The following is a 21,775-nucleotide window of genomic DNA, read 5'->3' on the forward strand; positions in this document are numbered from 1 at the left end:
AGGAGAACCCCCCTTGGACCCCAGCATCACCCTGCCCGGGCTGCCCGAGTGCGAGCCCATGCTCATCGGCGGCACCTGGACCACGGGCGCCTCGGACCGGCTCATCCCGGTCCTCGACCCGGCCACCCGCGAACCGCTGACCACCGTCGTCCAGGCGGACGCCGACGACGTGGCCGCGGCGGTGGCCGCCGCCTCCGCGGCGCACCGCGACGGCCGCTGGCGCGCGCTGCCGCCCCGGGACCGGCGGGACGTCCTGCTGCGGCTGGCGGACCTGGTGGAGCGGGACGCCGAGGCGCTGGCGGTCCTCGACACCCTGGACAACGGCAAGGCGATCGAACGGGCCCGCGGTGACGTGGAGCTGGGCCTCCAGGCCATCCGGCACTTCGCGGGCGCCCCGGCCAGGCTGACCGGCACCGTGCATCCCGCCGGGCCCGGCCGGCATGTGTACAGCGTGCGGGAGCCGGTGGGCGTGGTGGCCGCCGTCCTCCCCTGGAACTTCCCGTTCATGATCGCCGCCTGGAAGCTCGCCCCGGCGCTGGCGGCCGGCTGCACGGTGGTCGTCAAGCCCGCCGAGCAGACCCCGCTGACCGCGTTGCGGCTGGCCGCGCTCTGCCTGGAGGCCGGTGTGCCGGAAGGTGTCGTCAACGTGGTGACGGGCGACGGGCGCACCGGGGCGGAACTGGTCGCGCATCCGGACGTGGCCAAGGTGTCGTTCACCGGGTCCACCGACGTCGGGCGGCTGATCATGGCCGCGGCGGCGCCGTCCGTCAAGCGGCTCACGCTCGAACTGGGCGGCAAGTCCGCCAACATGGTGTTCGCCGACGCGGATCTGGACGCCGCCGTACCGGCCGCCGTCCGGGCCGTGTTCGGGCACTCGGGGCAGATGTGCACGGCGGGCAGCCGGCTGCTGGTGCAGCGCACGGTGCTGGCGGAGTTCCTGGACCGGATGCTGCCGGCCGTGGAGGCGCTGCGGATCGGCCCCGGGCTCTCCGGCGGGATCAACATCGGACCGCTGGTCTCGCAGGAGCAGTTCGACCGGGTCACCGGCTACCTGGACCTCGGGCTCGCCGAGGGCGCCAAGGCGGCCACCGGCGGCGAACCCCTGCCGGGTCCCGGCTGGTTCGTGCGGCCCACGGTGTTCACCGACGTCACGCCGGCCATGCGGATCGCCCGGGAGGAGATCTTCGGGCCGGTCGCCGCGGTGTTCCCCTTCGACACCGAGGAGGAGGCGATCGCGCTCGCCAACGACAGCGACTACGGGCTCGCGGCGGGCGTGTGGACCACCGACCTCGGCCGCGCGCACCGCGCCGCCGCGGCGCTCCAGGCGGGCACCGTCTGGGTGAACACCTACAACGAGTTCGACCCCGCCGTGGCGTTCGGCGGCAGCAAGCAGTCCGGTCTGGGCAGGGATCTCGGCGACGCGGCGGTCGACGGGTTCACCGAGCCCAAGAGCATCACGATGGCGCTGTGAGCGCCCCCGTGACGGCGGTGCCGCCGGCCCCCGCCGGATTCGACGTGGCCGCCGAACGCGCCCGCACCCCGGGCTGTGCCACCGGACACCACTTCAACGCGGCCGGTGCCGCGCTCCTCGCCTCAGACACGGTCGAGGCGGTCATCGCCCAGCTGCGCGCCGAGAGTCTGCACGGCGGCTACGAGGCGGCCCGCGCCGCCGCCGACGACCTGGCCGCCGTCTACACCCGCGCCGGCCGGCTGCTCGGCGTCGACGCCGACGAGACCGCCCTCGTCGAGAGCGCCACCGCCGGCTGGCAGCGCATCGTGTCGGCACTGCGGCTGCGGCCCGGTGACCGGGTGCTCGCCGCCCGCTCCAGCTATGTGAGCAGCGCCCTGCACCTGCTGGCCGCCGAGCGCGACACGGGGGTCCGGGTGGAGGTGCTGCCCAACGGGCCCGACGGCGCGACCGATCTGGAGGCCCTGGAGCGGGCGCTGCGCACCGGTCCCGCCGCGCTGGTGACCGCGGCGCACGTGCCGACCTCGTCGGGGCTGGTCGAACCGGCCGCCGGCATCGGCGCGCTGAGCGCCGAGCACGGGGTGCCGTTCCTGCTCGACGCCACCCAGTCGCTCGGCCAGCTGCCCGTCGACATGCCCGCCCTCGGCTGCGACCTGCTGATCGGCACCGGCCGCAAGTTCCTGCGCGGTCCGCGCGGCACGGGTCTGCTGGCGGTCCGCCGCCCGCTCCTGGAACGGCTCTCACCGCAGGCACCGGATGTCCGCGGGGCCCGCTGGACGGCCGAGCGCAGCTGGGAACTGGCTCCCGACGCACGGCGGTTCGAGCTGTGGGAGGCCGCCCACGCGCTGCGGCTCGGCCTGGGTTCGGCCCTGGCCGACCTGCACGCGCTCGGCCCCGCGACCGTCTACGCGCGCCTCGCCGCCCTCGCCGCGCGACTGCGCGAGCGGCTCGGCGCGGTCCCCGGGGTACGGCTCACCGACCCGCCGGCGGCGGGCGGGGCGATCGTCACCTTCGTGGTGGAGGGGCTCGACGCGAGCGAGGTCCAACGGCGCCTGGCGCTGCGGCGGGTGTACCTGATCGCCGTACCGGCCGACCACGGCCGCTGGGACATGGACCCGCGCGGACTGGCCCAGGTGGTGCGGGCGTCGGTGCACGTGTACACCGACGACGGCGACCTGGACGCCCTGGTGGACGCGGTCGCGCAGATCGCGGCGGACGCGCGCGCGACGCACCGCACGGCCTCGGCGGCGCCCGCCGACGGCGCGGCGACCACGACCGCCACGGGCGCGACGGGCGTCAGGGGTTCGACGGGCGCCAGGGGTTCGACGGCTGCGACGGGCGCCGGGGGTTCGACCGCCGCGACGGCTGCGACGGGTACCGCTGGAGCTACAGACGGCACTGGTGGCACAAGTGGTGCACGTGGCACAGGTGGTGCACATGGCGCAGGTGGCGCAGGTGGCGCCGATGGATCGGCGGACGCTTCACGGGCCCGCGCCCTCCGCCCGCGCGGTACGCCCGGCCGCGGGTCCGGGAGCGGTCGCCGGGACGCCGTGGTGGTCGGGCTCGGTGTGCACGGCGGTGCGGCGCTGCGGCAGCTCGCCGAGCGGGGACTGGACGTGCTCGGGATCGAGCGGTTCGCTGCGGGACACGACCGGGGCTCCTCGCACGGCGCCACCCGGATGATCCGGCGGGCCTATCCGCACCCCGACTGGGACGGCCTGGTCGACACCGCCTACCGTGCCTGGGCCGAGCTGGAACAGGCCGCGGGGACCCGGCTGGTGGACGTCACCGGCGGGCTCTACGCGGCGCCCGGCGAGCGGCCCGACCCGCTGCGCGGTCCGGGCTGCCGGACGGTGGACCGGACCGCCGCGGCCGGGATCTTCCCGGGGCTGCGGCTGCCCGAGGGGTTCACGGCGGTCCACGACCCGGCCGCCGGGATCATCGACGCCGCCGCGACCCTGCGCGCCCAACTGGCCCTCGCGGAACGGGCCGGGGCCACGGTCGCCGACCGCACCCGGGTCACGGAGTGGCGCCCGGACGGCGACGGGGTCGTCGTCCGGACGACGGACGGGGAGGTGCGGGCCCGCCGGCTGGTGCTGTGCGCCGGACCGTGGACGCCGTACCTGGTGCCGCCGCTGGCCTCGCACCTGACGGTCACCCGCATCGTGAACGCGTACTTCGCCGCGGATCCGGCGGGACCGCTCGGGCCCGGCGGGCTGGGCAGCTTCTCGGTCGATCTGCCCGAAGGACTGCTCTACGGCTTCCCGGCGGCCGGCGGCCGGGGGCTGAAGGCCGGTCTGGACGCCGGTCCCGCGTGGGACCCGGAAGCGGCGAGGCCCCCCGCGTCCGCCGCCGAACTCGCCCTGCTGACCAGGGCGGTGGCCCGGGTACTGCCCGGTGCGGGCCCGGTCACGGAGAGCCTGACGTGTCTGTACACGATGACACCCGACCGGCGGTTCCTGGTCGGCGAGGTGCCGGGGGTGCCGCAGGCGCTGGTGGCCTCGGCCTGTTCGGGACACGGCTTCAAGTTCGGCCCGGCGATCGGGGCGGCCCTGGCCGACATGGTGTGCGAACTCCCGCGCCCGGACCTGGACTTCCTCTCCCCCGCGCGGCTGGTCGCCGGTGGTGCCCGGTGAGGGCCGCCACCGGGGCGGCCGGGCGCGGGGGCGGGTCAGCCGTGGAAGACGGTCTGGGACCGGCGCTCGTACCAGGCGGTCAGGTGCTCTCCGGCGCTGATGACGTGCTCGCGCATCGCCTCCTGCGCCCGGTCCTCGTCCCGGTCGGTCAACGCGGCCACCACGGCGTCGTGCTGACGGAGGTTCAGCTGACGGTGGCGCTCGTCGCCGGTCAGGGCCAGCGAGGACACGTTGCGCGGGAAGCTCTCGTTGATCCGGTCGATCATCCGGCTCAGCCACGGGTTGTCCGCCGCCTGGCAGACCACGGTGTGGAAGCAGTCGTTGGCCCGGGTCGTGTCCGGGGCGCCCGCGCCGGACGCACCGGCGCCCTCGGCCGCCGCGCGCAGCACGTCGTTGTGGCGTCGCAGCTCGGCGAGCTGGCTGTCGGTGATCCGGGCGGCCGCGCGCCGGGCGGCGAGGGCCTCCAGCTCGGCGCGCACCTCGTAGGCCTGCCGCACCTCCCACGGCGCCGGCACCCGCACCACCGCGCCGCGGTGCGGCTGCATCTCGATCAGGCCGCCGTTCTGCAGCTGGCGCAGCGCCTCGCGCACCGGAGTGCGGCTGACCCCGAACTCGGCGGCCAGCGCCGCCTGGCGCAGCGGTTTCCCGATCGGGAGCTCCCCGTCCATGATCCGCGCGCGGATACGGGCAGCGATGTCGTCGACGAGGGCGCCTTCGTCGGTCTGGGGCGTCATCGGAGTGGGTCTCACCCTTCTCGGGGGCTGACGGAGGCCGCGCGGTGGTGGAGCAGTCTGCCACGCCGCCGACGTCCACTGTTCATCGACATTGGATCCATTTACAGACTATCCGCATCCAATAGGAGCGTGTCATGCATCTCGATGTGACCAAGGCCATCGACGTCTCGGTGCCGATCCACCCCGGCATGCTGCACTGGGGCCGGCGGCCCGAGGTGGAGGTCGTCGAGTCGCGCACGGCGGGCGACCCGTCCAACGTCAGCCGCTGGCGCATCGGCGCCCACACGGGGACGCACATCGACGCCCCGGCCCACTTCGTCGACGGCGGGAAGACCGTGGACCGGCTGGACCTGTCGGCCCTCAACGGGACGGCCCGGGTGCTGGACCTGACCCATGTCGAGGAACAGATCACCGCGGCGGACCTGGACGCGGCGGGGCTCGGCACGGAGGAGCGGGTGCTGCTGCGCACCAGCAACTCGGCCGGGGTGCTGCGCAGTCCGTGGAAGGCCCGGCAGTGGGTCGGCCTGGCCCCGGACGGCGCCGAGCGGCTGATCGAGGCGGGGGTGCGCACGGCGGGCATCGACTACCTCAGCATCGAGGCGGTCGCCTACACCACCCACTGGGAGACCCACCGACTGCTGTGCGGCGCGGACGTGTTGATCCTGGAAGTGGTCGACCTGCTGCACGCCCCGGCCGGGGTCTACGACATGCTGTCGCTGCCCGTGCCCCTCCAGGGCGCCGAGGCGGCGCCCTCGCGCACACTGCTGCTGCCCCGGGACGCGGCGTGACCCCGGCCGGCACGCTGACCCTGGCCGCCCCGCACCCCGCGGCGCTCACCGCGGCACGGCGGGCGGCCGGGCGCGGCGGCAACGCGATGGACGCGGCGCTGGCCGCCGCGGCGGCGCTGACCGTCGTGTACCCGCACCAGTGTTCCCTCGGCGGCGATCTGATCGCGCTGGTCCACGCGCCGGACGGCACGGTGCGCGCGCTGCTGTCCGTCGGGGCGGCCGCCGCGGGCACCGACGTCGAGGCGCTGCGCGCGGCGGACTCCCGGATGCCGGCGCAGGGACCGCAGACCGTCACCGTGCCGGGTGCGGTGGCGGGCTGGGCTGCGCTCGCCGAGGCGTACGGCACGCCGGGCGCTCTCTGCGCCGCGCTGCGGGACGCCGCCGCGCTCGCCGGGCAGGGGGCGACGGTCTCGGCCGGGCTGGCCCGCGCGGTCCGGGACAACGAGGCGCGGATCAAGGCCGACCCGGGCCTCGGCGCCCTGCTGACCGGCCCGGACGGCCACCTGGTGACCGAGGACGACCCTTTGCCCCAGCCCCGGTTGGCCGCGGTGCTCGACGAACTCGCCGCCGATCCCTGGTCGTTCTACCGGGGCGCTGTCGCCGAGACCCTCGCCGCCGGCCTGCGCGCCCTCGGCAGCCCCCTCACCACGGCCGACCTGGCCGCCCACCGACCGGAGTTCACGGAGCCGGTGGAAGTGACACCGCCGACAGCCGCACCCGCTGAAGCCGACACGTCGCGCGCCACGTCGACCGACACCCCACCCGTAAACCCCGACGCCGCACACCCCAACGCCACGCCCACGGACCCGACACACGGCGATCCGGCAAGCACCGACCCCGTGGGTGTTCGCTGGTGGGCGGCTCCGCCGCCGAGTCAGGGGGTCGTGCTGCCCGCGCTGCTGGCCGCGGCGGCCGGGGTCGCGGAGCGGTCCGAGGTCGAGCGCACCCGGGTGCTGGCCGTCCGTTGCCAGGACGCCGCGGCCGCCCGGGACCTGCTGCTCGGTGACCCGCGCGGGCAGCGGCTCGACCTCGACGGGCTCCTCGACCCGGCTCCCCTGGCCGGCGCGCTCCCGCCCCGGCCGCCGTTCCGGCCGTCCGGCGACACGGTCGCGGTGACGGCCGTGGACTCCTCCGGGCTCGCGGTCTCGCTGATCCAGAGCGTCTACCAGACCTTCGGCTCCGGACTGTGCGACCCGGGCACCGGGATCGTGCTGCACAACCGGGGTTCGGCGTTCAGCCTGCTCCCCGGCCATCCCGGCCTGCTGCGACCGGGCGCGCGCCCGCCGCACACGCTGTGCCCGGTGATCGGCCGCTCCGCCGCACTCCTGCTGGCGGCCGGCTGCCAGGGCGGCCGGGCCCAGCCGCAGATCCTGGCCCAGACCCTGCCCGGCCTGGCCGACCCGGACGCCGACCCGGACGCCGTACTGGCGGCCCCGCGCTGGGTGATCGGCGCCCGGGACATCGGGTTCGAGGAGCAGACCCTGCTCGCCGAGCCCGGCTCGGTCCCGGAGCCGGGCCCGGCCGTGTCCCCGGGGCTTCCCGTGGTCACCGCACCGGGGCCGAGCGATCTGGCCGGACACGTCCAGGTGGTCCGGCTCACCCCCGGCGGCCGTCTGGACGCCGCCTCCGACCCTCGCGCCGACGGCGGCACGGTCCACCTGCCGGCCGCCGTCCCCGCCGCACCCGGCACCACCCGGACCACCCGGACCGCTCAGACCGCTCGGACCGCTCAGACCACCCGCAACGGCCGCACCCACCGCGCCACCAGCAACACCAACACCACCAGCACCACCAGCACCACCGGCGACACCCGCACCACCCCGGAAGGAACCCCCGTATGAGCACCCTCGCGCCCCGCCCCGAGGCGGCCGCCGCGCCCCACCCGCTGGATCCGCTGTCCGCCGCCGAACTGTCCGTCGCCGTCAAGGTGCTGAAGGACGACGCCCGGGTCACCGAGGACGCCCGGTTCTGGGGCGTCGCCCTGGACGAGCACCACGCGCGCACCGCGCTCCCCGGCGACGCCCGGCGGGCCCGAGCGGTGGTCATCTGCCCCTCCGCGCACCTCGGTTACGAGGTCGACCTGGACCTCGGTGCCGAGCCGTGCGCGACGGCCTGGCGCGAGCTGGACGTGCGCAGTCCCGGCTGCTCCTCGGAGGAGGCCCGGCAGGCCGCCGCCGCGTGCCGGGCGGACCCCCGGTTCCGCGAGGCGCTCGCGCTGCGCGGCATCCACGACGTGTCGCTGGTGATGGTCGACCCGGAGTCGATCGGCGGCTTCGAGCCGCCCGGGCACCCGGGCCGCCGGCTGACCTGGGGCAGTGTGTGGCACCGCGAGTCGGAGGACGACAACGGCTACGCGCGGCCCGTGCAGGGCGTGGTGCCGATCATCGACATGGAGTCGATGGAGGTGCTGTACATCGAGGACCACGGGGTCGTCCCGCTCTCCGGGGAGTCCGGTGTGTTCAGCGCCGGGACCGTGCCCGAGCGGGCGGGTCTGAAGCCGCTGGAGGTGGTCCAGCCGGAGGGGCCGAGCTTCACCGTGACCGGACAGCGGGTGGAGTGGCAGGGCTGGTCGGTGCGGGTCGGCTTCAGCCACCGCGAGGGCCTCGTGCTGCACGACCTGAGTTTCGACGCGGGCGGCAGGGGGCCGCGCGAGGTGATCCGCCGGGCCTCGGTGAACGAGATGTACGTGCCGTACTTCGACACCGCCTCCACCCAGTACCGCAAGAACTTCTTCGACTGGGGCGAGTACGGCGCCGGGCCGCTCACCAACTCCCTGGCCCTGGGCTGCGACTGCCTCGGTGTCATCCACTACTTCGACGCGGCGGTCCTCGGCGGCGACGGTGTGCCCCGGGTCATCCCCAACGCGGTCTGCATGCACGAGGAGGACGACGGGATCCTCTGGAAGCACCACGACGGGCGCACCGGCCGCACCGAGGTGCGCCGCTCCCGCCGGCTGATCATCTCGGCGTTCGCGACGGTCGCCAACTACGACTACGGCTTCTACTGGTCCCTGTACCAGGACGGCTCGGTCATGCTGGAGATCAAGATGACCGGCATCCTGTCCGCGACCGGTGTCACGGCGGAGGAGGAGACACCGTACGCCCGGCGGGTGGCGCCGAACGTGGCGGTCACCAACCACCAGCACTTCTTCGCCGTACGGCTGGACATGGCGGTGGACGGGACGGCCAACCGGCTGGTCGAGGTGACCGCCGAGCACGAGAGCGACCCGGCGCTCGACCCGTACGGCAACGCGGCGCGGACCGTGCTGCGGCCGGTCCGGAGCGAGGCGGAGGGCGGGCGGTCCACGGACGCCTCGCGGGCGCTGCACTGGCGGGTGGAGAGCACCGGGGCGCGCAACCGGATGGGTGAGCCGACCGCGTACCGGGTGCACGTGGAGAACACGGCGGTACTGCCGGTGCGCCCGGACAGCGTGTGCGCGCGGCGGGCGCCGTTCGTGGCGAAGCAGCTGTGGGCGACGGAGTACGACCCGGCGCGGCGGTTCGTGGCGGGCGAGTACCCGAACCAGGCCGAGCCCGGCGCGGACGGGGTGCACCGCTGGCAGGAGGAGGACCGCTCGCTGGACGGTACGGAGCTGGTGCTGTGGGCGACGGTCGGCTCGCACCACTTCCCGCGTCCCGAGGAGTGGCCGGTGATGCCGGTGGCCCGGGCCAGGCTGCGCCTGGAGCCGGACGGGTTCTTCGACCGCAACCCCGCGCTCGACGTCCCGGCCCCGGTCTCCTGCCACGCACCGGCCGCCCCGACGCCCCAGGACACCGGCCACTGCTGCGCCGGATGACCGCGGCGCGGCCGCTCGCCGCGCTCGCGGTGCTGCTCGTGACGGGTGCCGCCCTGCTCACCGCCGGCGCCTCGGCGGGCGGCGGCGGGCACACGGGGCACCCGGCGGTGGGCGGCGGGTACGGTGCGGCGGATCCGACGGCCGCCGTCGGGCCGGTGGGGGCCGCGCTCGTGGTGACGGTGGCTCTGGCGTGGCCCGCGCTGCGGGTCGTGCTGGTGCCCGGGGCGGGGCGGCTGACCGGGCGGTGCGTGGCCACCGCCGCGGCGGCCGCGGTGGTCCTCGCCGTCCCGCTGCTGGTGGTGCGGGCGCCCGGCGGGACCGACGCGCACGGGTGGGCGATGGTCCGCTTCGAGGCGCTGGCGGTGCTCGGGCCGGTCCTGCTGGCGCGCGCCGTCGGCGCGACCGGGCCGCCGTCCGTCCGGGGGCCCGTCGGCGCCCGGCTGGGGGCGGTGGTCTGGGTGGTGTCGGCGTACGCCTGGCACCTGCCGCCGCTGCACGGGCTGGACGGGCCGGGGGCCGAGCTGGCCCGGTCGTTCTCCTGGGTGACGGCGGGCGTGCTGCTGTGCCGTCACCCGGTGGCCCCGCGCGGCCCGTTCCTCGCCGCGCACCTGGCCGTCCTGCCGCTGGCCGCGCTGATGGCGGCCGACGGTCGCCACACGGCGGGCCTGGTGATGGCGGCGGCCGACGCGGCCATGGCGGGGGTGTGCGTGTCCGGCGTCCGCCGCCGGGCGGGCTGTTACACCCACGTAAATATTGGATCCAATTATTGGCATCCTGGATCCTTCCATCGCTACGGTCTCCGTGACCGGGACAGAAAGGCGTCAGATGCGCGAGGAAGAGAACGTTCGGCTCACCAGGACGGGCCCGGGCACGCCCGCCGGTACCTGGATGCGCCGCTACTGGCAGCCCGTCGCCCTGAGCGAGGAACTCGACGGTGTACGGCCCCTGGTGGCCCCGAAGGTGCTGGGGCAGGACCTCGTCCTGTTCCGGGACGGGGACGGTGAACTCGGTCTGGTCGACCGGGGCTGTCCGCACCGGGGAGCCGATCTGGCGCTGGGCCGGCTGGAGGACGGCGGGCTGCGCTGCTGCTTCCACGGCTGGCTCTTCGGCCGGGACGGCGCCTGCCTGGACACCCCTGCCGAACCGGCCGGCGGCGGCCTCGCCGCCCGGGTCCGGCTGGGCAGCTACCCGGTGCGCGAGATCAACGGCGTGATCTGGGGCTACCTCGGCCCCGGCGAGCCGCCCGAACTGCCCGCGCTGGACTGCTTCGAGGCCCCCGCCGGGCACACCTTCGCCTGGAAGGGCCTGCTGGAGTGCAACTGGCTCCAGGCCCTGGAGGTCGGCATCGACCCCGCGCACGCCTCCTACCTGCACCGCTTCTTCCAGGACGAGGACCCCTCGGAGAGCTACGGCAAGCAGTTCCGGGCCGCCTCCCAGGGCACCGACCTGCCGATGACGAAGATCCTGCGGGAGTACGGCCGCCCCGACATCGACGCCGTCCGCACCCCGTACGGCATCCGGATCACGGCGCTGCGCAGACTGGACGGCACCGACACCGAGGGCCGCCCGATGGACGGCAGCCGCACCCATGTCCGGGTCACCCACCAGGTGTTCCCGCACGGCTTCCACATCCCGCTGGACGCCGAGACCGCGATCACCCAGTGGCATGTGCCGATCGACGACACCTCCTGCTACTGGTACGCCCAGTTCACCAGCGTCGGCGGCCCCGTCGACCGCGCGGAGATGCGCCGCCAGCGGGTCGACGCGGTCACCCTGCCCGACTACCGCCCGCGCCACGGCCGTCGCGACGGCTACGGCTACGACCCCGTCGAGCAGCTGGCCACGACGTACACCGGGCTCGGCACCGACATCAACGTGCACGACCAGTGGGCGGTGGAGGGCCAGGGCGCGGTCCAGGACCGCACCCGCGAGCACCTGGGCCGCTCGGACAAGGCGATCGTGATGTACCGGCGCATGCTGGGCGAGGCGATATCCGCCGTCGAGCGGGGCGAGGACCCGCCGCTGGTGCTGCCGGCCGAGCGCGCGGCCGAGGTGCGCGGTCCCGTCACCCTGGACGGCATCGGTCCCACCGAGGGCTGGGCCGGTCACTGGGCCGCCGTGACCGCGAAGCAGCGGGCCGGGAGCGGCTGGGCGCGGGCCGCCGGAACGGACGGCTGACCGCGGTGGACTTCGTCGAACGTCACGCGGGGTGGACGGCCGGGCAGTCGGCCGCCGCCGAGGAGATCCGCGACCGCGCCGAGCGCGGCGGGCTGAAGGTCGTACGGCTGGTCTTCGCCGACCAGCACGGGCTGCTGCGCGGCAAGACCGTCACCGCCTCCGAGGTGCCCGCCGTGCTCCGCGAGGGCACCGGCATCGCCTCGTCGCTGCTGGCCAAGGACACCTCGGGCCGTACCGTGTTCCCGCTGTTCACCAAGGAGACCCCGCTCGGGCTGCCCGAACTGCGCGGCGCGGCCGACATGGTGATGGTGCCCGACCCGCTCACCTTCCGGATGCTGCCGTGGTCGCCGGGCACCGGCTGGCTCCTGTGCGACCTGCGGTTCACCTCCGGCGCCCCGGTCCCGCTGTGCACCCGCGGCCTGCTGCGCTCGGTGCTGGCGCAGGCGGACGGGCTCACCTACCGCACGGGCCTGGAGGTGGAGTTCCACCTGTTCCGGCTGGACGACCCGAGGCTCGGCGCGGCCGACCTGGGCCAGCCGGGCGCGGCACCCGAGGTGGGCATGCTCAACCACGGCCACCAGTACCTGAGCGAGCTGCGCTACGACGAACTCGACCCGATGCTCGACGTGCTGCGCGGCACGCTGGAGGAGCTGGGGCTGCCGCTGCGCACCCTGGAGGTCGAGTTCGGGCCGAGCCAGGTCGAGCTGACCCTGCGGCCCGCCGACGGGCTGGGCACGGCGGACGCGATGGTGCTGCTGCGCAGTGCCGTCAAACAGGTCGCCGCGCGCCACGGACACCACGCGACCTTCATGTGCCGGCCCCATCTGCCCGGGGTGTTCTCCAGCGGCTGGCACCTGCACCAGAGCATGGTCCGCGGCGACGTGGGCGTGTTCGCCCCGGAACCCGGGGCGCGTGCCGGTGCCGAGACCGGTGGCGGTGGCGGCACCGGTGGAGCCGGCGGGCCGGGGCTGTCGCCGTACGGCAACGCCTTCCTGGGCGGGCTGCTGCGGCACGCGCGGGCCACCAGCGCGCTGTCCACGCCGACCCTGAACGGGTTCAAGCGGTTCCGGTCGCTGTCGCTGGCGCCCGACCGTGCGGTGTGGGGGCGGGACAACCGGGGCGCGATGGTGCGGGTGCTGGGCGACGGCCCGTCGTCCGCCCGGCTGGAGAACCGCATCGGGGAACCGGCCGCCAACCCCTATCTCTACCTCGCCTCCCAGCTCGCGGCCGGTCTCGACGGGGTGGCGCGCGGCCTGGACCCCGGTCCGGCCGCCGACGAGCCGTACGCGACCCGGGCGGAGCCGCTGCCGCGCTCCCTCGGCGAGGCACTCAGCGCGCTGGAGGCCGACCGGGAGCTGACCGCACGGCTGGGCGAGGACTTCGTGGCCTACTACACGAGCGTCAAGCGGGCCGAGATCGCCCGCTTCGACCAGGAGGTCACCGACTGGGAACAACGGGAGTACTTCCGTGTCTTCTGAGCTGCGCGCGCCGCGCTCCGCGCGTCTTCTGGTCCGCCAGGCCCGCTGGATCGCCGAGGACGTGGTCGAGCTGCGGCTGGCCCGGCGGGACGGGCTGCCGCTGCCTCCGTGGGAGCCCGGCGCCCATGTGGAGCTGACCCTGCCCTCGGGGCTGCGCCGCGCCTACTCGCTGTGCGGGGATCCGGCGGAGCGCGCCGTCTGGACGGTCGCCGTGCACCGCGCGCCGGACAGCCGGGGCGGTTCCCTGGAACTGCACGCAACGGCGCTGGTCGGCCGGGAGCTGGCGGTCGGCGGGCCGGTCAACCGGTTCCCGCTGCTGCCCGCCCCCGGGTACCTGCTGCTGGCCGGCGGCATCGGCGTCACCCCGCTGCTGCCGATGGCCAGGGCGCTGGCCGCCGGTGATCTGCCCTGGCGTCTCGTGCTGGGCGCCCGGGACCGCTCCCGGCTGGTCTACGCCGAGGAGCTGACCGCGCTCGGCGGCGACCGGGTCCGGCTGGTCCCGCAGGACGAGGCGGGCCTGCCCGACCTCGCCGGGGAACTCGCCGCCGCCCCGCCGGGCCACGCCGTGTACGCGTGCGGTCCCGCGGCGATGCTGGACGCGGTGGCCGGGCTGTGCCGGACGGCCGCAGCGCCGCGTCCGCTGCACGTCGAGCGGTTCGCTCCGGCCGCCGGGGAACCGCCGGACACCGGGCAGGGGCGGTTCGAGGTCGTGCTGCGCCGGTCGGGGCTGCGGCTGGCGGTGCCGGCGGACCGCTCGGTGCTGGAGGTCGTCCGGGACCGGGTGCCGGACGTGCCCTACTCCTGCGAGGAGGGCTACTGCGGCAGCTGCGAGACGCCCGTCCTGGCGGGCACCCCCGACCACCGCGACTCGGTGCTCGGGCCCGAGGAACGGGCGGCCGCGACGACGATGATGATCTGCGTGAGCCGCGCCGCCTCACCGGCCCTCGAACTCGACCTCTGAGCCCCTGTCACCCCGAACCCCCCGACGACGGAGGGAGCACCATGACCCGACGCGGCGTACGGCGCGTCCTGCCCCTTCTCCTCGGCTGGGAGGACCTGCCCAGGTCGGTGTCGGTGCACGGCGCCCCGCAGGGGGAACGGGTGCGCGAGCCGGTGCCGGGGGTACTGCTGGAGACCGGGGAGGGGTGGCTGCTGCTGGACACCGGGTTCAACACGGCCCTGCTGCGCGACCCCGAGCTGCGCCGCCGCTACTACCCCTCCCCGTCCTACCAGCCGGAGCTGCCCGGCCCCGGTGAGCCGCTGCCGGAGGCGCTGGCCGCCGTCGGGGTCGCCCTGGCGGACGTCACGGCCGTCGCCGTGAGCCATCTGCACGCGGACCACGCCGGTGGGCTGAAGCACTTCGCGGGCCGGGTGCCCGTGCACATCCAGCGCGCCGAGCTGGAGTACGGGCTGTCCGGACGGCCCGAGGTGGAGCGCGAGACGATCTTCCGGGTGGACTTCGACGACCCCCGCATCGACTGGCGGCCCGCCGACGGCGACCGGGAGATCGCACCGGGTGTCACGGCCGTCCTGACCGCCGGACACACGCCCGGCCACCAGAGCTTCGTGGTGGACCTCGCCGACGGCGGCGGGTACGTGTTCACCTGCGACGCGGCCGACCTGACCGAGAACCTGGTCGGGGAGCGCCCGGCCGGCACCTCGATCGGTGTCCCGCCGGAGGCCACCCTGGGCCCCATCCGGCACCTCAAGCGGCTGGCGGCGGAGAAGGGCTACGAGCTGGTCCCGGGGCACGACCCGGTCGTCTGGCCGGAGTTCATGCGCCGCCTCGCACCCTGACCCCCACCCTGTTTGTGGCGGTATCCGCACGTCACGTACGGTCGACGGGGAAGGAGGTACGCGTGATCGACGATCTGGACCGCGGCATCATGAGCGCCCTCGCCCGCGACGGGCGCATGCCGTTCACCACGCTCGCCCGTGAACTGGCGGTGTCCGAGGCGACCGTACGGCAGCGGGTGGCCCGGCTGCAGGAGAGCGGCACGCTGCGCATCGTGGCCCTGTGCAATCCCCTGACCCTCGGCCACCAGTCGGTGCGGCTGATGATCCGGGTCCGGGACCTGACGCCCCGCGCGGTCGCCAAGAGCCTGGCCGACATGCCGATGATCAACCACGTGGCGCTGGTCGCGGGCAGCCAGGACATCTTCCTGGAGGGCACCTGCCGCGACCAGGCCCAGCTGGTGCAGCTGCTGGACGAGATCCGCATGCTCCCCGGGGTGTCCCGGGTACAGGTGCTGCTCCTGCTGGAGCTGTTCAAGGACTACTCGTGGAACGGCCTCAACAACTCGGTCGGCCAGGCCGTCGCGGACGGCTGACCCCGCCGCGCGCACTCAGCGCGGCAGGATGCGCTGGTCCGGGCCGGCCGGCACGTCCCGGAAACCCGCCCACAGATAGCTGTCCTTGACCACCTCCAGGACGGTGAGCGCCTCCGCGTGGGCCACGCCGTTGACCCGGCGGACCCGCTCGGTGAGCAGCTCCGAGAGGTGTTCCAGGTCCCGGCAGCGCACGTCGAGGATGAGGTCGTAGGGGCCGACGCAGGAGGCGACGTAGCGCACCTCGGGCATCCGGGACAGCTCGCGGGCGACCAGGACCACCGGGACGTGGTGCACGCGGACGGCGAGATGCACCTTCATCTCGCCCACCTTCACCGCGTCGGTCATGCCCACCACCTGGATCGCGCCGCGCCGCCGCAGCCGCTGGAAGCGGGAGCGCACCGAGGCCTCCGACAGGCCGATGGCACGGCCGATCTCACCGAACGACCTGCGGCCGTCCACCCTCAGCTGGTCGATGATCTGCCGGTCGAGGTCGTCGATCACACCGGCACCTCCTTCTGTCGTGCTCCCCACCATCATCGCCCCGGGTCTTTTCGTGCCTGTTGCGAGATGCGTGGAATTCGGTCCGCGTTTCCACTGGATTCGATTTCAACAACCCTGTTCAGGGGGTTGCTCCCCGGCGGAAGCTAAGGGCCACGGCACGAACGGACGATCTTCCGGGCGTGCGCAACCGATCCGAGGGAGGCCCCGCACATGCACGCACCGCCACCGTCCGCCGGCCGGAGGCCGCGGTGACCGTCACCGCCGCACCGCCGCCGACCGTCACGGCGCCGCCCGCCGCGCGCGCCGCCCGGCTGCGGCACCGCGCGATCACCTTCGCCCTGCTGGCCCCCGCGGGGCTGACGGTCGTGGCGCTGGTGCTCGTGCCCCTCGTCCTCGTGGTGCGCAACAGCTTCGCGGTGGCGGACCCCTACGGAGGCATCCGGGGCGGGTTCACCCTCTCGAACTACACCGAACTGTTCGACCCGGTCTATCTGAAGGTCTTCGGCTACAGCCTCGGCATGGCGGCCCTCAACACGGTCGTCTGCCTGCTCCTCGGCTACGTGGTGTCGTACTACCTGGCGGGGCGGCCCCCGCAGCGCCAGGGACTGCTCCTGCTGCTGATCATCGTGCCGTTCTGGACCGACTTCCTGGTGCGCACCTTCGCCTGGATCAACCTGCTCAGCCCCGGCGGCCCGGTCAACGCGCTGACCGACGCCCTCGGGCTCACCGACGGGCACACCCAGTGGATCCCGAGCCAGGGCGCGTCCTTCGTGGGCCTGGTCTACGCGTTCCTGCCGACCGCGGTCTTCCCGATCTACGCGACGCTGCGCGGGGTGGACCCCTCGCTCGGCGAGGCGGCCCGGGACCTGGGCTGCGGCTGGTGGCGGGTGCACGCCCGGGTGCTGCTGCCGCTGGCGCGGCCGGGGCTGCTGGCCGCCGCGCTGCTCACCTTCATCCCCACGCTCGGCGTGTTCGTGATCCCGGTGCTGCTCGGCGGCGGCAAGAACCAGCTGGTCGGAAACCTGATCGTGACGCTGTACACCGAGTTCCGCAACCAGCCGATGGGAGCCGCGGCCTCCGTGCTGCTGCTGGTCCTGATGATCGCGTCGGTGGCGGTGCTGGGCACCGCGGCGAGCCGGCTGAGGAGGAGGACGTCATGAGCGCCCGCACCCGGCTCCCCGACACGCTGACCGCCTGGCTGGCCCGCGGAGTCATCGTCTTCCTCTACATCCCGATCGTGGTCGTGGTGGTCCTGTCGTTCAACGACTCGGACGTCACGTACAAGTGGGCGGGCTTCAGCACCCGCTGGTACGGGGTGCTCGCCCAGGACACCGATCTGCTCTCCGCGCTGCGGGTGAGCGCCGAGGCCGGTGTGGTCTCGGCCACGCTGGCCACCGCGGGCGGGCTGTTCGCGGCGATGGGCATGGCCCGGCTGGGTCCGCGCGGCCGGGCGCTGTTCTCCGGCGGGCTCTTCCTGCCGCTGGTGATCCCGGAGATCGTGCTGGGCGTGGCCCTGCTGTCGGTGTTCGGCACCCTCAAGGCGACCCTGGGCCTGACCACGCTGGTCCTCGGCCACCTGGTGGTCACGCTCCCCTACGCGGCGCTGATCGTGCTCGGTGCGCACCGGGCGCTCGACCCGGCCCTCGACGAGGCGGCCACCGACCTGGGCTGCGGCGCCTGGCAGCGGTTCCGGCTGGTGACCGTGCCCCTACTGAAACAGGCGCTGCTCGCCTCCTGGCTGCTGTGCTTCACGATCTCCTTCGGCAACATCGTGATGTCCACCTTCACCAGCGGGGTCGGCACCACCACCCTCCCGCTGCGCGTGTACTCGCTCCTCAAGACCGGGCTGACCCCCGAGATCAACGCACTGGGCACCCTGCTCGTGCTCTTCACCTTCGTGATCATCCTGGGCGCCGGCCTGCGGCAGACGCGCCGCGTCCTGGTCGGCGACGGCCGCGACTGAACCACCCGCCGCGCGTCCCCCTCTCCCGCACCCGCACCCGCACCGTCGCGCCGTACGTCCCTCCTGCCTGCCCCGGTACGTCCCTGAAAGGCCTCGCCATGTCCCGTACCACCGTTTCGAGAACGCTCGTGGCCACCTCGATCCTGACCGTCACCGCGCTGGTCGCCACCGCCTGCGGCGGCTCCGGCTCCGACACGGCCGCCGCCTCCTCCGGCGGCGGCAAGGAGCTGCACCTCTACGCCTGGGCCGGGGAGATCCCCGACACCGTGATCAAGGGGTTCGAGAAGGAGACAGGCATCAAGGTCACCGTCGACACCTTCGACAGCAACGAGACCATGACGGCCAAGCTCAGCTCGGGCTCCTCGGGTTACGACCTGGTCGAGCCCAGCCAGTACACCGTCCAGCAGCTGATCGGGCAGCAGCTCATCGAACCGCTGGACCACAGCCGGATCAAGGGACTGGGCAACCTCTCGAAGAAGTTCCGCACCGCGTCCTACGACAAGGGCAACAAGTACAGCGTGCCGTGGATCTGGGGCACCACCGGCTTCGCCTACAACGACACCTGTATCAAGTCGGCGACCAGCTGGAAGACCCTGTTCGACAGCAAGTACAAGGGCAAGCTCTACATGCTCGACAACATGCTGGCCGCCTACATCGCGGGCCTCCAGGTCACCGGGCACCGCGCCACCAGCACCGACAAGGACGAGATCGCCGAGGCGACGGCGGCCCTGCAGAAGCAGAAGGGCATCCTCGCCGGCTACAACTCGACCAACTACGCGCAGCTGCTGTCGACCGGTCAGGCGTGCGCGGCGGAGGCGTGGAGCGGTACGGCGACGGCGAAGGTCGTGGCGTCCGACGAGCACGTCCACTACGTCATCCCCGAAGAGGGCGGCTCGATCTGGACCGACGGTCTGGCCATCCCCAAGGGCGCCAAGAACCTGACGTCGGCGTACAAGTTCATCAACTACCTGCTGCGTCCCGAGGTCGCCGCGAAGGCCACCGACGACGGCTCCTCCGCCAGCGCCAACCAGGCCGCGCGCAAGTACGTCAAGGACAAGGACGCGCTGGAGAACCCGGCGATCTACCCCTCCGACGCCTCGATCGCCAAGGCCGACTTCCTGCTCGACCCGGGCACCGCGATGCAGTACTTCCAGCAGGGCTGGACCAAGGTGAAGGCGTCCTGACATGAGTACCGAAGAAACCGCAGAAACCGAGGAAGCGGTCCCCGCGGTCCGGCTCACCGGGGTCGGGAAGGTCTTCGGGGCGCAGCACGCGGTGCGGGACGTCACCCTCGACATCCGGCAGAACGAGTTCTTCTCGATCCTCGGCCCCTCCGGCTGCGGCAAGACCACCCTGATGCGGATGATCACCGGCTTCGAGGAGCCGTCCGAGGGCACGGTGGAACTCGGCGGGGTCCCGGCGACCGGCGTACCGGCGCACAAGCGGGACCTGAACATGCTCTTCCAGAGCTACGCCCTCTTCCCGCACCTGAGCGTCGCCGACAACGTCGCCTTCGAGCTGAAGGTCCGCAAGCTGCGCCCGAAGGCCGAGATCAGGGGCGCGGTCGCCGAGGCGCTCGCCCTGGTCCGGCTGGAGGGGTACGGCGACCGCGCCGTCTCCCAGCTCTCCGGCGGCCAGCGGCAGCGGGTGGCCATCGCCCGCGCGCTGATCGCCCGGCCCTCGCTGCTGCTGCTCGACGAGCCGCTGGGGGCCCTGGACAAGAAGCTGCGCGCCGAGATGCAGCTGGAGCTGAAGAAGATCCAGCGCGAGGTCGGGGTGACCTTCGTGACGGTCACCCACGACCAGGAGGAGGCGCTGACCATGTCCGACCGGATCGCCGTGATGAACGGCGGACAGGTCGTGCAGGTCGACACCCCGGAGGGCGTCTACGAGCGGCCGGCGAGCCGGTTCGTCGCCTCCTTCATCGGCACCTCCAACTTCCTCACGGGCAAGTGCGACGGCCGCAGCGTCGACGTCGCCGGGCTCGGCGTCCTCCCGGTCGCCGGGGCGGACGTCACCGGGCAGGCGCACCTGTCGGTGCGTCCGGAGAACGTCGGGCTGTGCGCCGACGAGAACCTGCTGCCCGCCGGGCACGCGGTCCTCGGGGGCACGCTCCAGCAGTCCGTGTACCTCGGCAACGCCGTACGCCACCACCTCACGCTGGCCGACGGCTCGACCTTCGTCGCCGAGACCTCCGCCTCCGGCACGGCCGGCCTGTCCGCCGGCGGTGCCGCCTGGGCGCACTGGCGGCCGGAGGCCTCCCGGGTCCTGGCCGAGTGACCGTCCCCACCCCGGGGCGGGCGTCCCGCACGGCGCCCGCCCGGCACCCGCATCCCGCACCGACCCATTCCAGCAAGGAGATACGACCGTGAAGGTCGCCGCCGCCCAGTACGCCCCCACCGCCGACATCGGCGCCAATCTCGAGGTCGTCGCGTCGATGACCGCCGAGGCCGCGGCCGCGGGGGCGGAACTCGTCGTCTTCCCCGAGGAGGCGATGATCCCCGCGGAGGCCGCGGGCAAGCCGCTGCACGCCACGGCCGAGGCCCACTGGCCCGGCTTCCTCGCCGGGCTCTCCCGGATCGCCACCGAACACGGTGTCGCCGTCATCGCCGGCGGCTACGAGCCGAGCGGCGGCTCGCTGCCGTACAACACCATCGCGGCCGTCTCCGCGGAGGGTGAACTCCTCGGCCGCTACCGCAAGATGCACCTGTACGACGCCTTCGACTACCGCGAGTCGAGCGAGGTGCAGCGCGGTGACGAGGGGCCGGTCGTGGTCCGGATCGGCGAGTTCAACGTCGGCCTGGTCAACTGCTACGACGTGCGCTTCCCGGAGTTCACCCGGGCGCTGGTCGAGATGGGCGCCGACCTGCTGTCGGTGTCGGCGGCGTGGGTCCGCGGTCCGCTCAAGGAGGACCACTGGACGACGCTGCTGCGCACCCGGGCGATCGAGAACACCTGCTGGGTGGTGGCGTCCTCGCTGACCACGCCCGACTGCATCGGGATGAGCATGGCCGTCGACCCGCTGGGCGTGGTGCGTGCCGCGCTCGGCGAGGAGGAGCGGTCGCTGTTCGTCGTCGATGCGGACAAGCACCGTATCGACCGCGCCCGCACGGTGCTGCCCGTGCTCCGCAACCGTCGCATCATCATCGGCCCGAGGTGAACCGTCATGCCCCTGGACATTCGTGACCTGACCGAAGCACCGTCCCTCGACGAGGAGTTGGCGGCCCGTCTGGCCAGGGTGGACTTCCCCACCCTCGGCCACTACCTGGAGGAGGGGTTCTGCGATCCGGCGCTGCGGCGCATGACGGGCGAGGGCCGTATGGTCGGCCGGGCCGTCACCGTGCGGATCACCGCCACCGACTCGACGATGCTGCACCACGCGGCGGGCCTCGTCGGCCCCGGTGACGTCGTGGTCGTCGACTGCGGCGGCGACCGCCGGCACGCGCCGCTGGGCGAGGTCGTCGTGCACGCGCTGGCCGCGCGGGGCGCGGCCGGTGCCGTGGTGGACGGCGTGTGCACCGACATCGGCGCCCTGCGCGAGGTGGGGCTGCCGGTGTACGCGTACGGCACCTCGCTGCTGACCACCAAGCTGCACGGCATCGCCGACGGCTCCCTGGGCGCGCCCGTGCACTGCGGCGGTGTCCCGGTGCGCGCCGGCGACCTGGTCCTCGGCGACGAGAACGGCCTGCTGATCGCCCCCGCCGCGGTCCTCGCCGCCGTCGTGGACGAGGCGCTGGCCGACGACGCCGAGGAACCCGACCTCATCGCCGAGCTGCACCGGGGCCACCCCCTGGGCACGCTCACCGGAGCCACCCGCACTCTCGCGGACCTCCGCGACCCCTCCCCCGCCACCGCGTGACCCGGGCCCGTTCCGGGCCCCACGCACCCGATCACCAAGGAAAC

The 21,775-nt window shown here is 74.0% G+C and carries 19 protein-coding genes; 17 read left to right on the forward strand and 2 right to left on the reverse strand.

What is annotated here, in order from left to right:
- Positions 1–13 precede the first annotated feature (13 nt).
- Both ACZ619_RS07025 and solA read left to right on the forward strand, forming a co-directional pair.
- Positions 14–1,471 carry an aldehyde dehydrogenase family protein gene (locus ACZ619_RS07025; protein ID WP_469595126.1) on the forward strand — a complete coding sequence of 486 codons (1,458 nt, stop codon included), beginning with the start codon at positions 14–16 and terminating at the stop codon, positions 1,469–1,471.
- On the forward strand, positions 1,468–4,104 hold the full coding sequence (gene solA, locus ACZ619_RS07030; protein WP_469595128.1) for an N-methyl-L-tryptophan oxidase: 2,637 nt from the start codon (positions 1,468–1,470) through the stop codon (positions 4,102–4,104). The genes ACZ619_RS07025 and solA overlap by 4 nt, the downstream gene beginning before the upstream one ends.
- Positions 4,105–4,139: 35 nt before the next feature.
- On the opposite strand, the gene ACZ619_RS07035 is transcribed toward solA, so the two are convergent.
- Complete coding sequence (locus ACZ619_RS07035) at positions 4,140–4,838, reverse strand: GntR family transcriptional regulator (protein WP_469595130.1); 699 nt, start codon at positions 4,836–4,838, stop codon at positions 4,140–4,142.
- A gap of 134 nt (positions 4,839–4,972) precedes the next feature.
- Here ACZ619_RS07035 and ACZ619_RS07040 point away from each other — a divergent pair, with 134 nt between their 5' ends.
- The 9 genes from ACZ619_RS07040 (at position 4,973) to ACZ619_RS07080 (ending at position 15,408) form a co-directional block, all read left to right on the forward strand.
- Positions 4,973–5,626: a cyclase family protein gene (locus tag ACZ619_RS07040; protein WP_469595132.1), complete on the forward strand. Its 654-nt coding sequence runs from the start codon at positions 4,973–4,975 to the stop codon at positions 5,624–5,626.
- The gene (locus tag ACZ619_RS07045) at positions 5,623–7,467 is read left to right on the forward strand and encodes a gamma-glutamyltransferase (RefSeq protein ID WP_469595135.1); all 1,845 of its coding nucleotides are present in this window, start codon (positions 5,623–5,625) and stop codon (positions 7,465–7,467) included. Before ACZ619_RS07040 ends, ACZ619_RS07045 begins: the two co-directional genes overlap by 4 nt.
- Entirely contained in the window at positions 7,464–9,422 is a 1,959-nt protein-coding gene (locus ACZ619_RS07050) for a primary-amine oxidase (protein ID WP_469595137.1), read from the forward strand. Before ACZ619_RS07045 ends, ACZ619_RS07050 begins: the two co-directional genes overlap by 4 nt.
- Positions 9,419–10,426: a hypothetical protein gene (locus ACZ619_RS07055; RefSeq protein ID WP_469595140.1), complete on the forward strand. Its 1,008-nt coding sequence runs from the start codon at positions 9,419–9,421 to the stop codon at positions 10,424–10,426. Before ACZ619_RS07050 ends, ACZ619_RS07055 begins: the two co-directional genes overlap by 4 nt.
- Positions 10,311–11,600: a Rieske 2Fe-2S domain-containing protein gene (locus tag ACZ619_RS07060; protein ID WP_469595141.1), complete on the forward strand. Its 1,290-nt coding sequence runs from the start codon at positions 10,311–10,313 to the stop codon at positions 11,598–11,600. Before ACZ619_RS07055 ends, ACZ619_RS07060 begins: the two co-directional genes overlap by 116 nt.
- Before the next feature lie 5 nt (positions 11,601–11,605).
- Positions 11,606–13,078: a glutamine synthetase family protein gene (locus tag ACZ619_RS07065; RefSeq protein ID WP_469595143.1), complete on the forward strand. Its 1,473-nt coding sequence runs from the start codon at positions 11,606–11,608 to the stop codon at positions 13,076–13,078.
- Entirely contained in the window at positions 13,068–14,039 is a 972-nt protein-coding gene (locus ACZ619_RS07070) for a PDR/VanB family oxidoreductase (protein WP_469595146.1), read from the forward strand. Before ACZ619_RS07065 ends, ACZ619_RS07070 begins: the two co-directional genes overlap by 11 nt.
- Positions 14,040–14,080: 41 nt before the next feature.
- Positions 14,081–14,875, forward strand: coding sequence for an N-acyl homoserine lactonase family protein (locus tag ACZ619_RS07075; protein ID WP_469595149.1), 795 nt, complete (start codon positions 14,081–14,083; stop codon positions 14,873–14,875).
- A gap of 62 nt (positions 14,876–14,937) precedes the next feature.
- On the forward strand, positions 14,938–15,408 hold the full coding sequence (locus ACZ619_RS07080) for an Lrp/AsnC family transcriptional regulator (protein WP_469595150.1): 471 nt from the start codon (positions 14,938–14,940) through the stop codon (positions 15,406–15,408).
- Positions 15,409–15,423: 15 nt separating this feature from the next.
- Here ACZ619_RS07080 and ACZ619_RS07085 read toward each other — a convergent pair whose 3' ends face one another.
- Positions 15,424–15,909 (reverse strand): Lrp/AsnC family transcriptional regulator, encoded by a 486-nt coding sequence (locus tag ACZ619_RS07085; protein WP_469595153.1) that lies wholly within the window; start codon positions 15,907–15,909, stop codon positions 15,424–15,426.
- 179 nt (positions 15,910–16,088) lie between these two features.
- On the opposite strand from ACZ619_RS07085, the gene ACZ619_RS07090 reads away from it, so the two are divergent.
- From ACZ619_RS07090 to ACZ619_RS07115, 6 genes are all read left to right on the forward strand, one after another.
- Positions 16,089–17,069, forward strand: coding sequence for an ABC transporter permease (locus ACZ619_RS07090; RefSeq protein WP_469595155.1), 981 nt, complete (start codon positions 16,089–16,091; stop codon positions 17,067–17,069).
- Complete coding sequence (locus ACZ619_RS07095; RefSeq protein WP_469595157.1) at positions 17,066–17,872, forward strand: ABC transporter permease; 807 nt, start codon at positions 17,066–17,068, stop codon at positions 17,870–17,872. Before ACZ619_RS07090 ends, ACZ619_RS07095 begins: the two co-directional genes overlap by 4 nt.
- A gap of 128 nt (positions 17,873–18,000) precedes the next feature.
- Positions 18,001–19,056: an ABC transporter substrate-binding protein gene (locus tag ACZ619_RS07100; protein ID WP_469595159.1), complete on the forward strand. Its 1,056-nt coding sequence runs from the start codon at positions 18,001–18,003 to the stop codon at positions 19,054–19,056.
- A 1-nt stretch (position 19,057) separates the two neighbouring features.
- Positions 19,058–20,152 carry an ABC transporter ATP-binding protein gene (locus ACZ619_RS07105; protein WP_469595162.1) on the forward strand — a complete coding sequence of 365 codons (1,095 nt, stop codon included), beginning with the start codon at positions 19,058–19,060 and terminating at the stop codon, positions 20,150–20,152.
- An 88-nt stretch (positions 20,153–20,240) separates the two neighbouring features.
- Positions 20,241–21,032 (forward strand): carbon-nitrogen hydrolase family protein, encoded by a 792-nt coding sequence (locus tag ACZ619_RS07110; RefSeq protein ID WP_469595164.1) that lies wholly within the window; start codon positions 20,241–20,243, stop codon positions 21,030–21,032.
- A gap of 6 nt (positions 21,033–21,038) precedes the next feature.
- A complete protein-coding gene (locus ACZ619_RS07115; protein WP_469595165.1) occupies positions 21,039–21,731 on the forward strand; it encodes an RraA family protein in 693 nt (230 codons plus the stop codon).
- Positions 21,732–21,775: the final 44 nt, after the last annotated feature.

The organism is Streptomyces sp. NPDC104367 (genome assembly GCF_055583825.1).

Coding starts and splice junctions, on each gene's coding strand:
- ACZ619_RS07035 (WP_469595130.1), bottom strand. CDS start 4,838: ATGACGCCCCAGACCGACGAAGGCGCCCTCGTCGACGACATCGCTGCC.
- ACZ619_RS07040 (WP_469595132.1), top strand. CDS start 4,973: ATGCATCTCGATGTGACCAAGGCCATCGACGTCTCGGTGCCGATCCAC.
- ACZ619_RS07050 (WP_469595137.1), top strand. CDS start 7,464: ATGAGCACCCTCGCGCCCCGCCCCGAGGCGGCCGCCGCGCCCCACCCG.
- ACZ619_RS07055 (WP_469595140.1), top strand. CDS start 9,419: ATGACCGCGGCGCGGCCGCTCGCCGCGCTCGCGGTGCTGCTCGTGACG.
- ACZ619_RS07060 (WP_469595141.1), top strand. CDS start 10,311: ATGCGCCGCTACTGGCAGCCCGTCGCCCTGAGCGAGGAACTCGACGGT.
- ACZ619_RS07075 (WP_469595149.1), top strand. CDS start 14,081: ATGACCCGACGCGGCGTACGGCGCGTCCTGCCCCTTCTCCTCGGCTGG.
- ACZ619_RS07095 (WP_469595157.1), top strand. CDS start 17,066: ATGAGCGCCCGCACCCGGCTCCCCGACACGCTGACCGCCTGGCTGGCC.
- ACZ619_RS07105 (WP_469595162.1), top strand. CDS start 19,058: ATGAGTACCGAAGAAACCGCAGAAACCGAGGAAGCGGTCCCCGCGGTC.
- ACZ619_RS07115 (WP_469595165.1), top strand. CDS start 21,039: ATGCCCCTGGACATTCGTGACCTGACCGAAGCACCGTCCCTCGACGAG.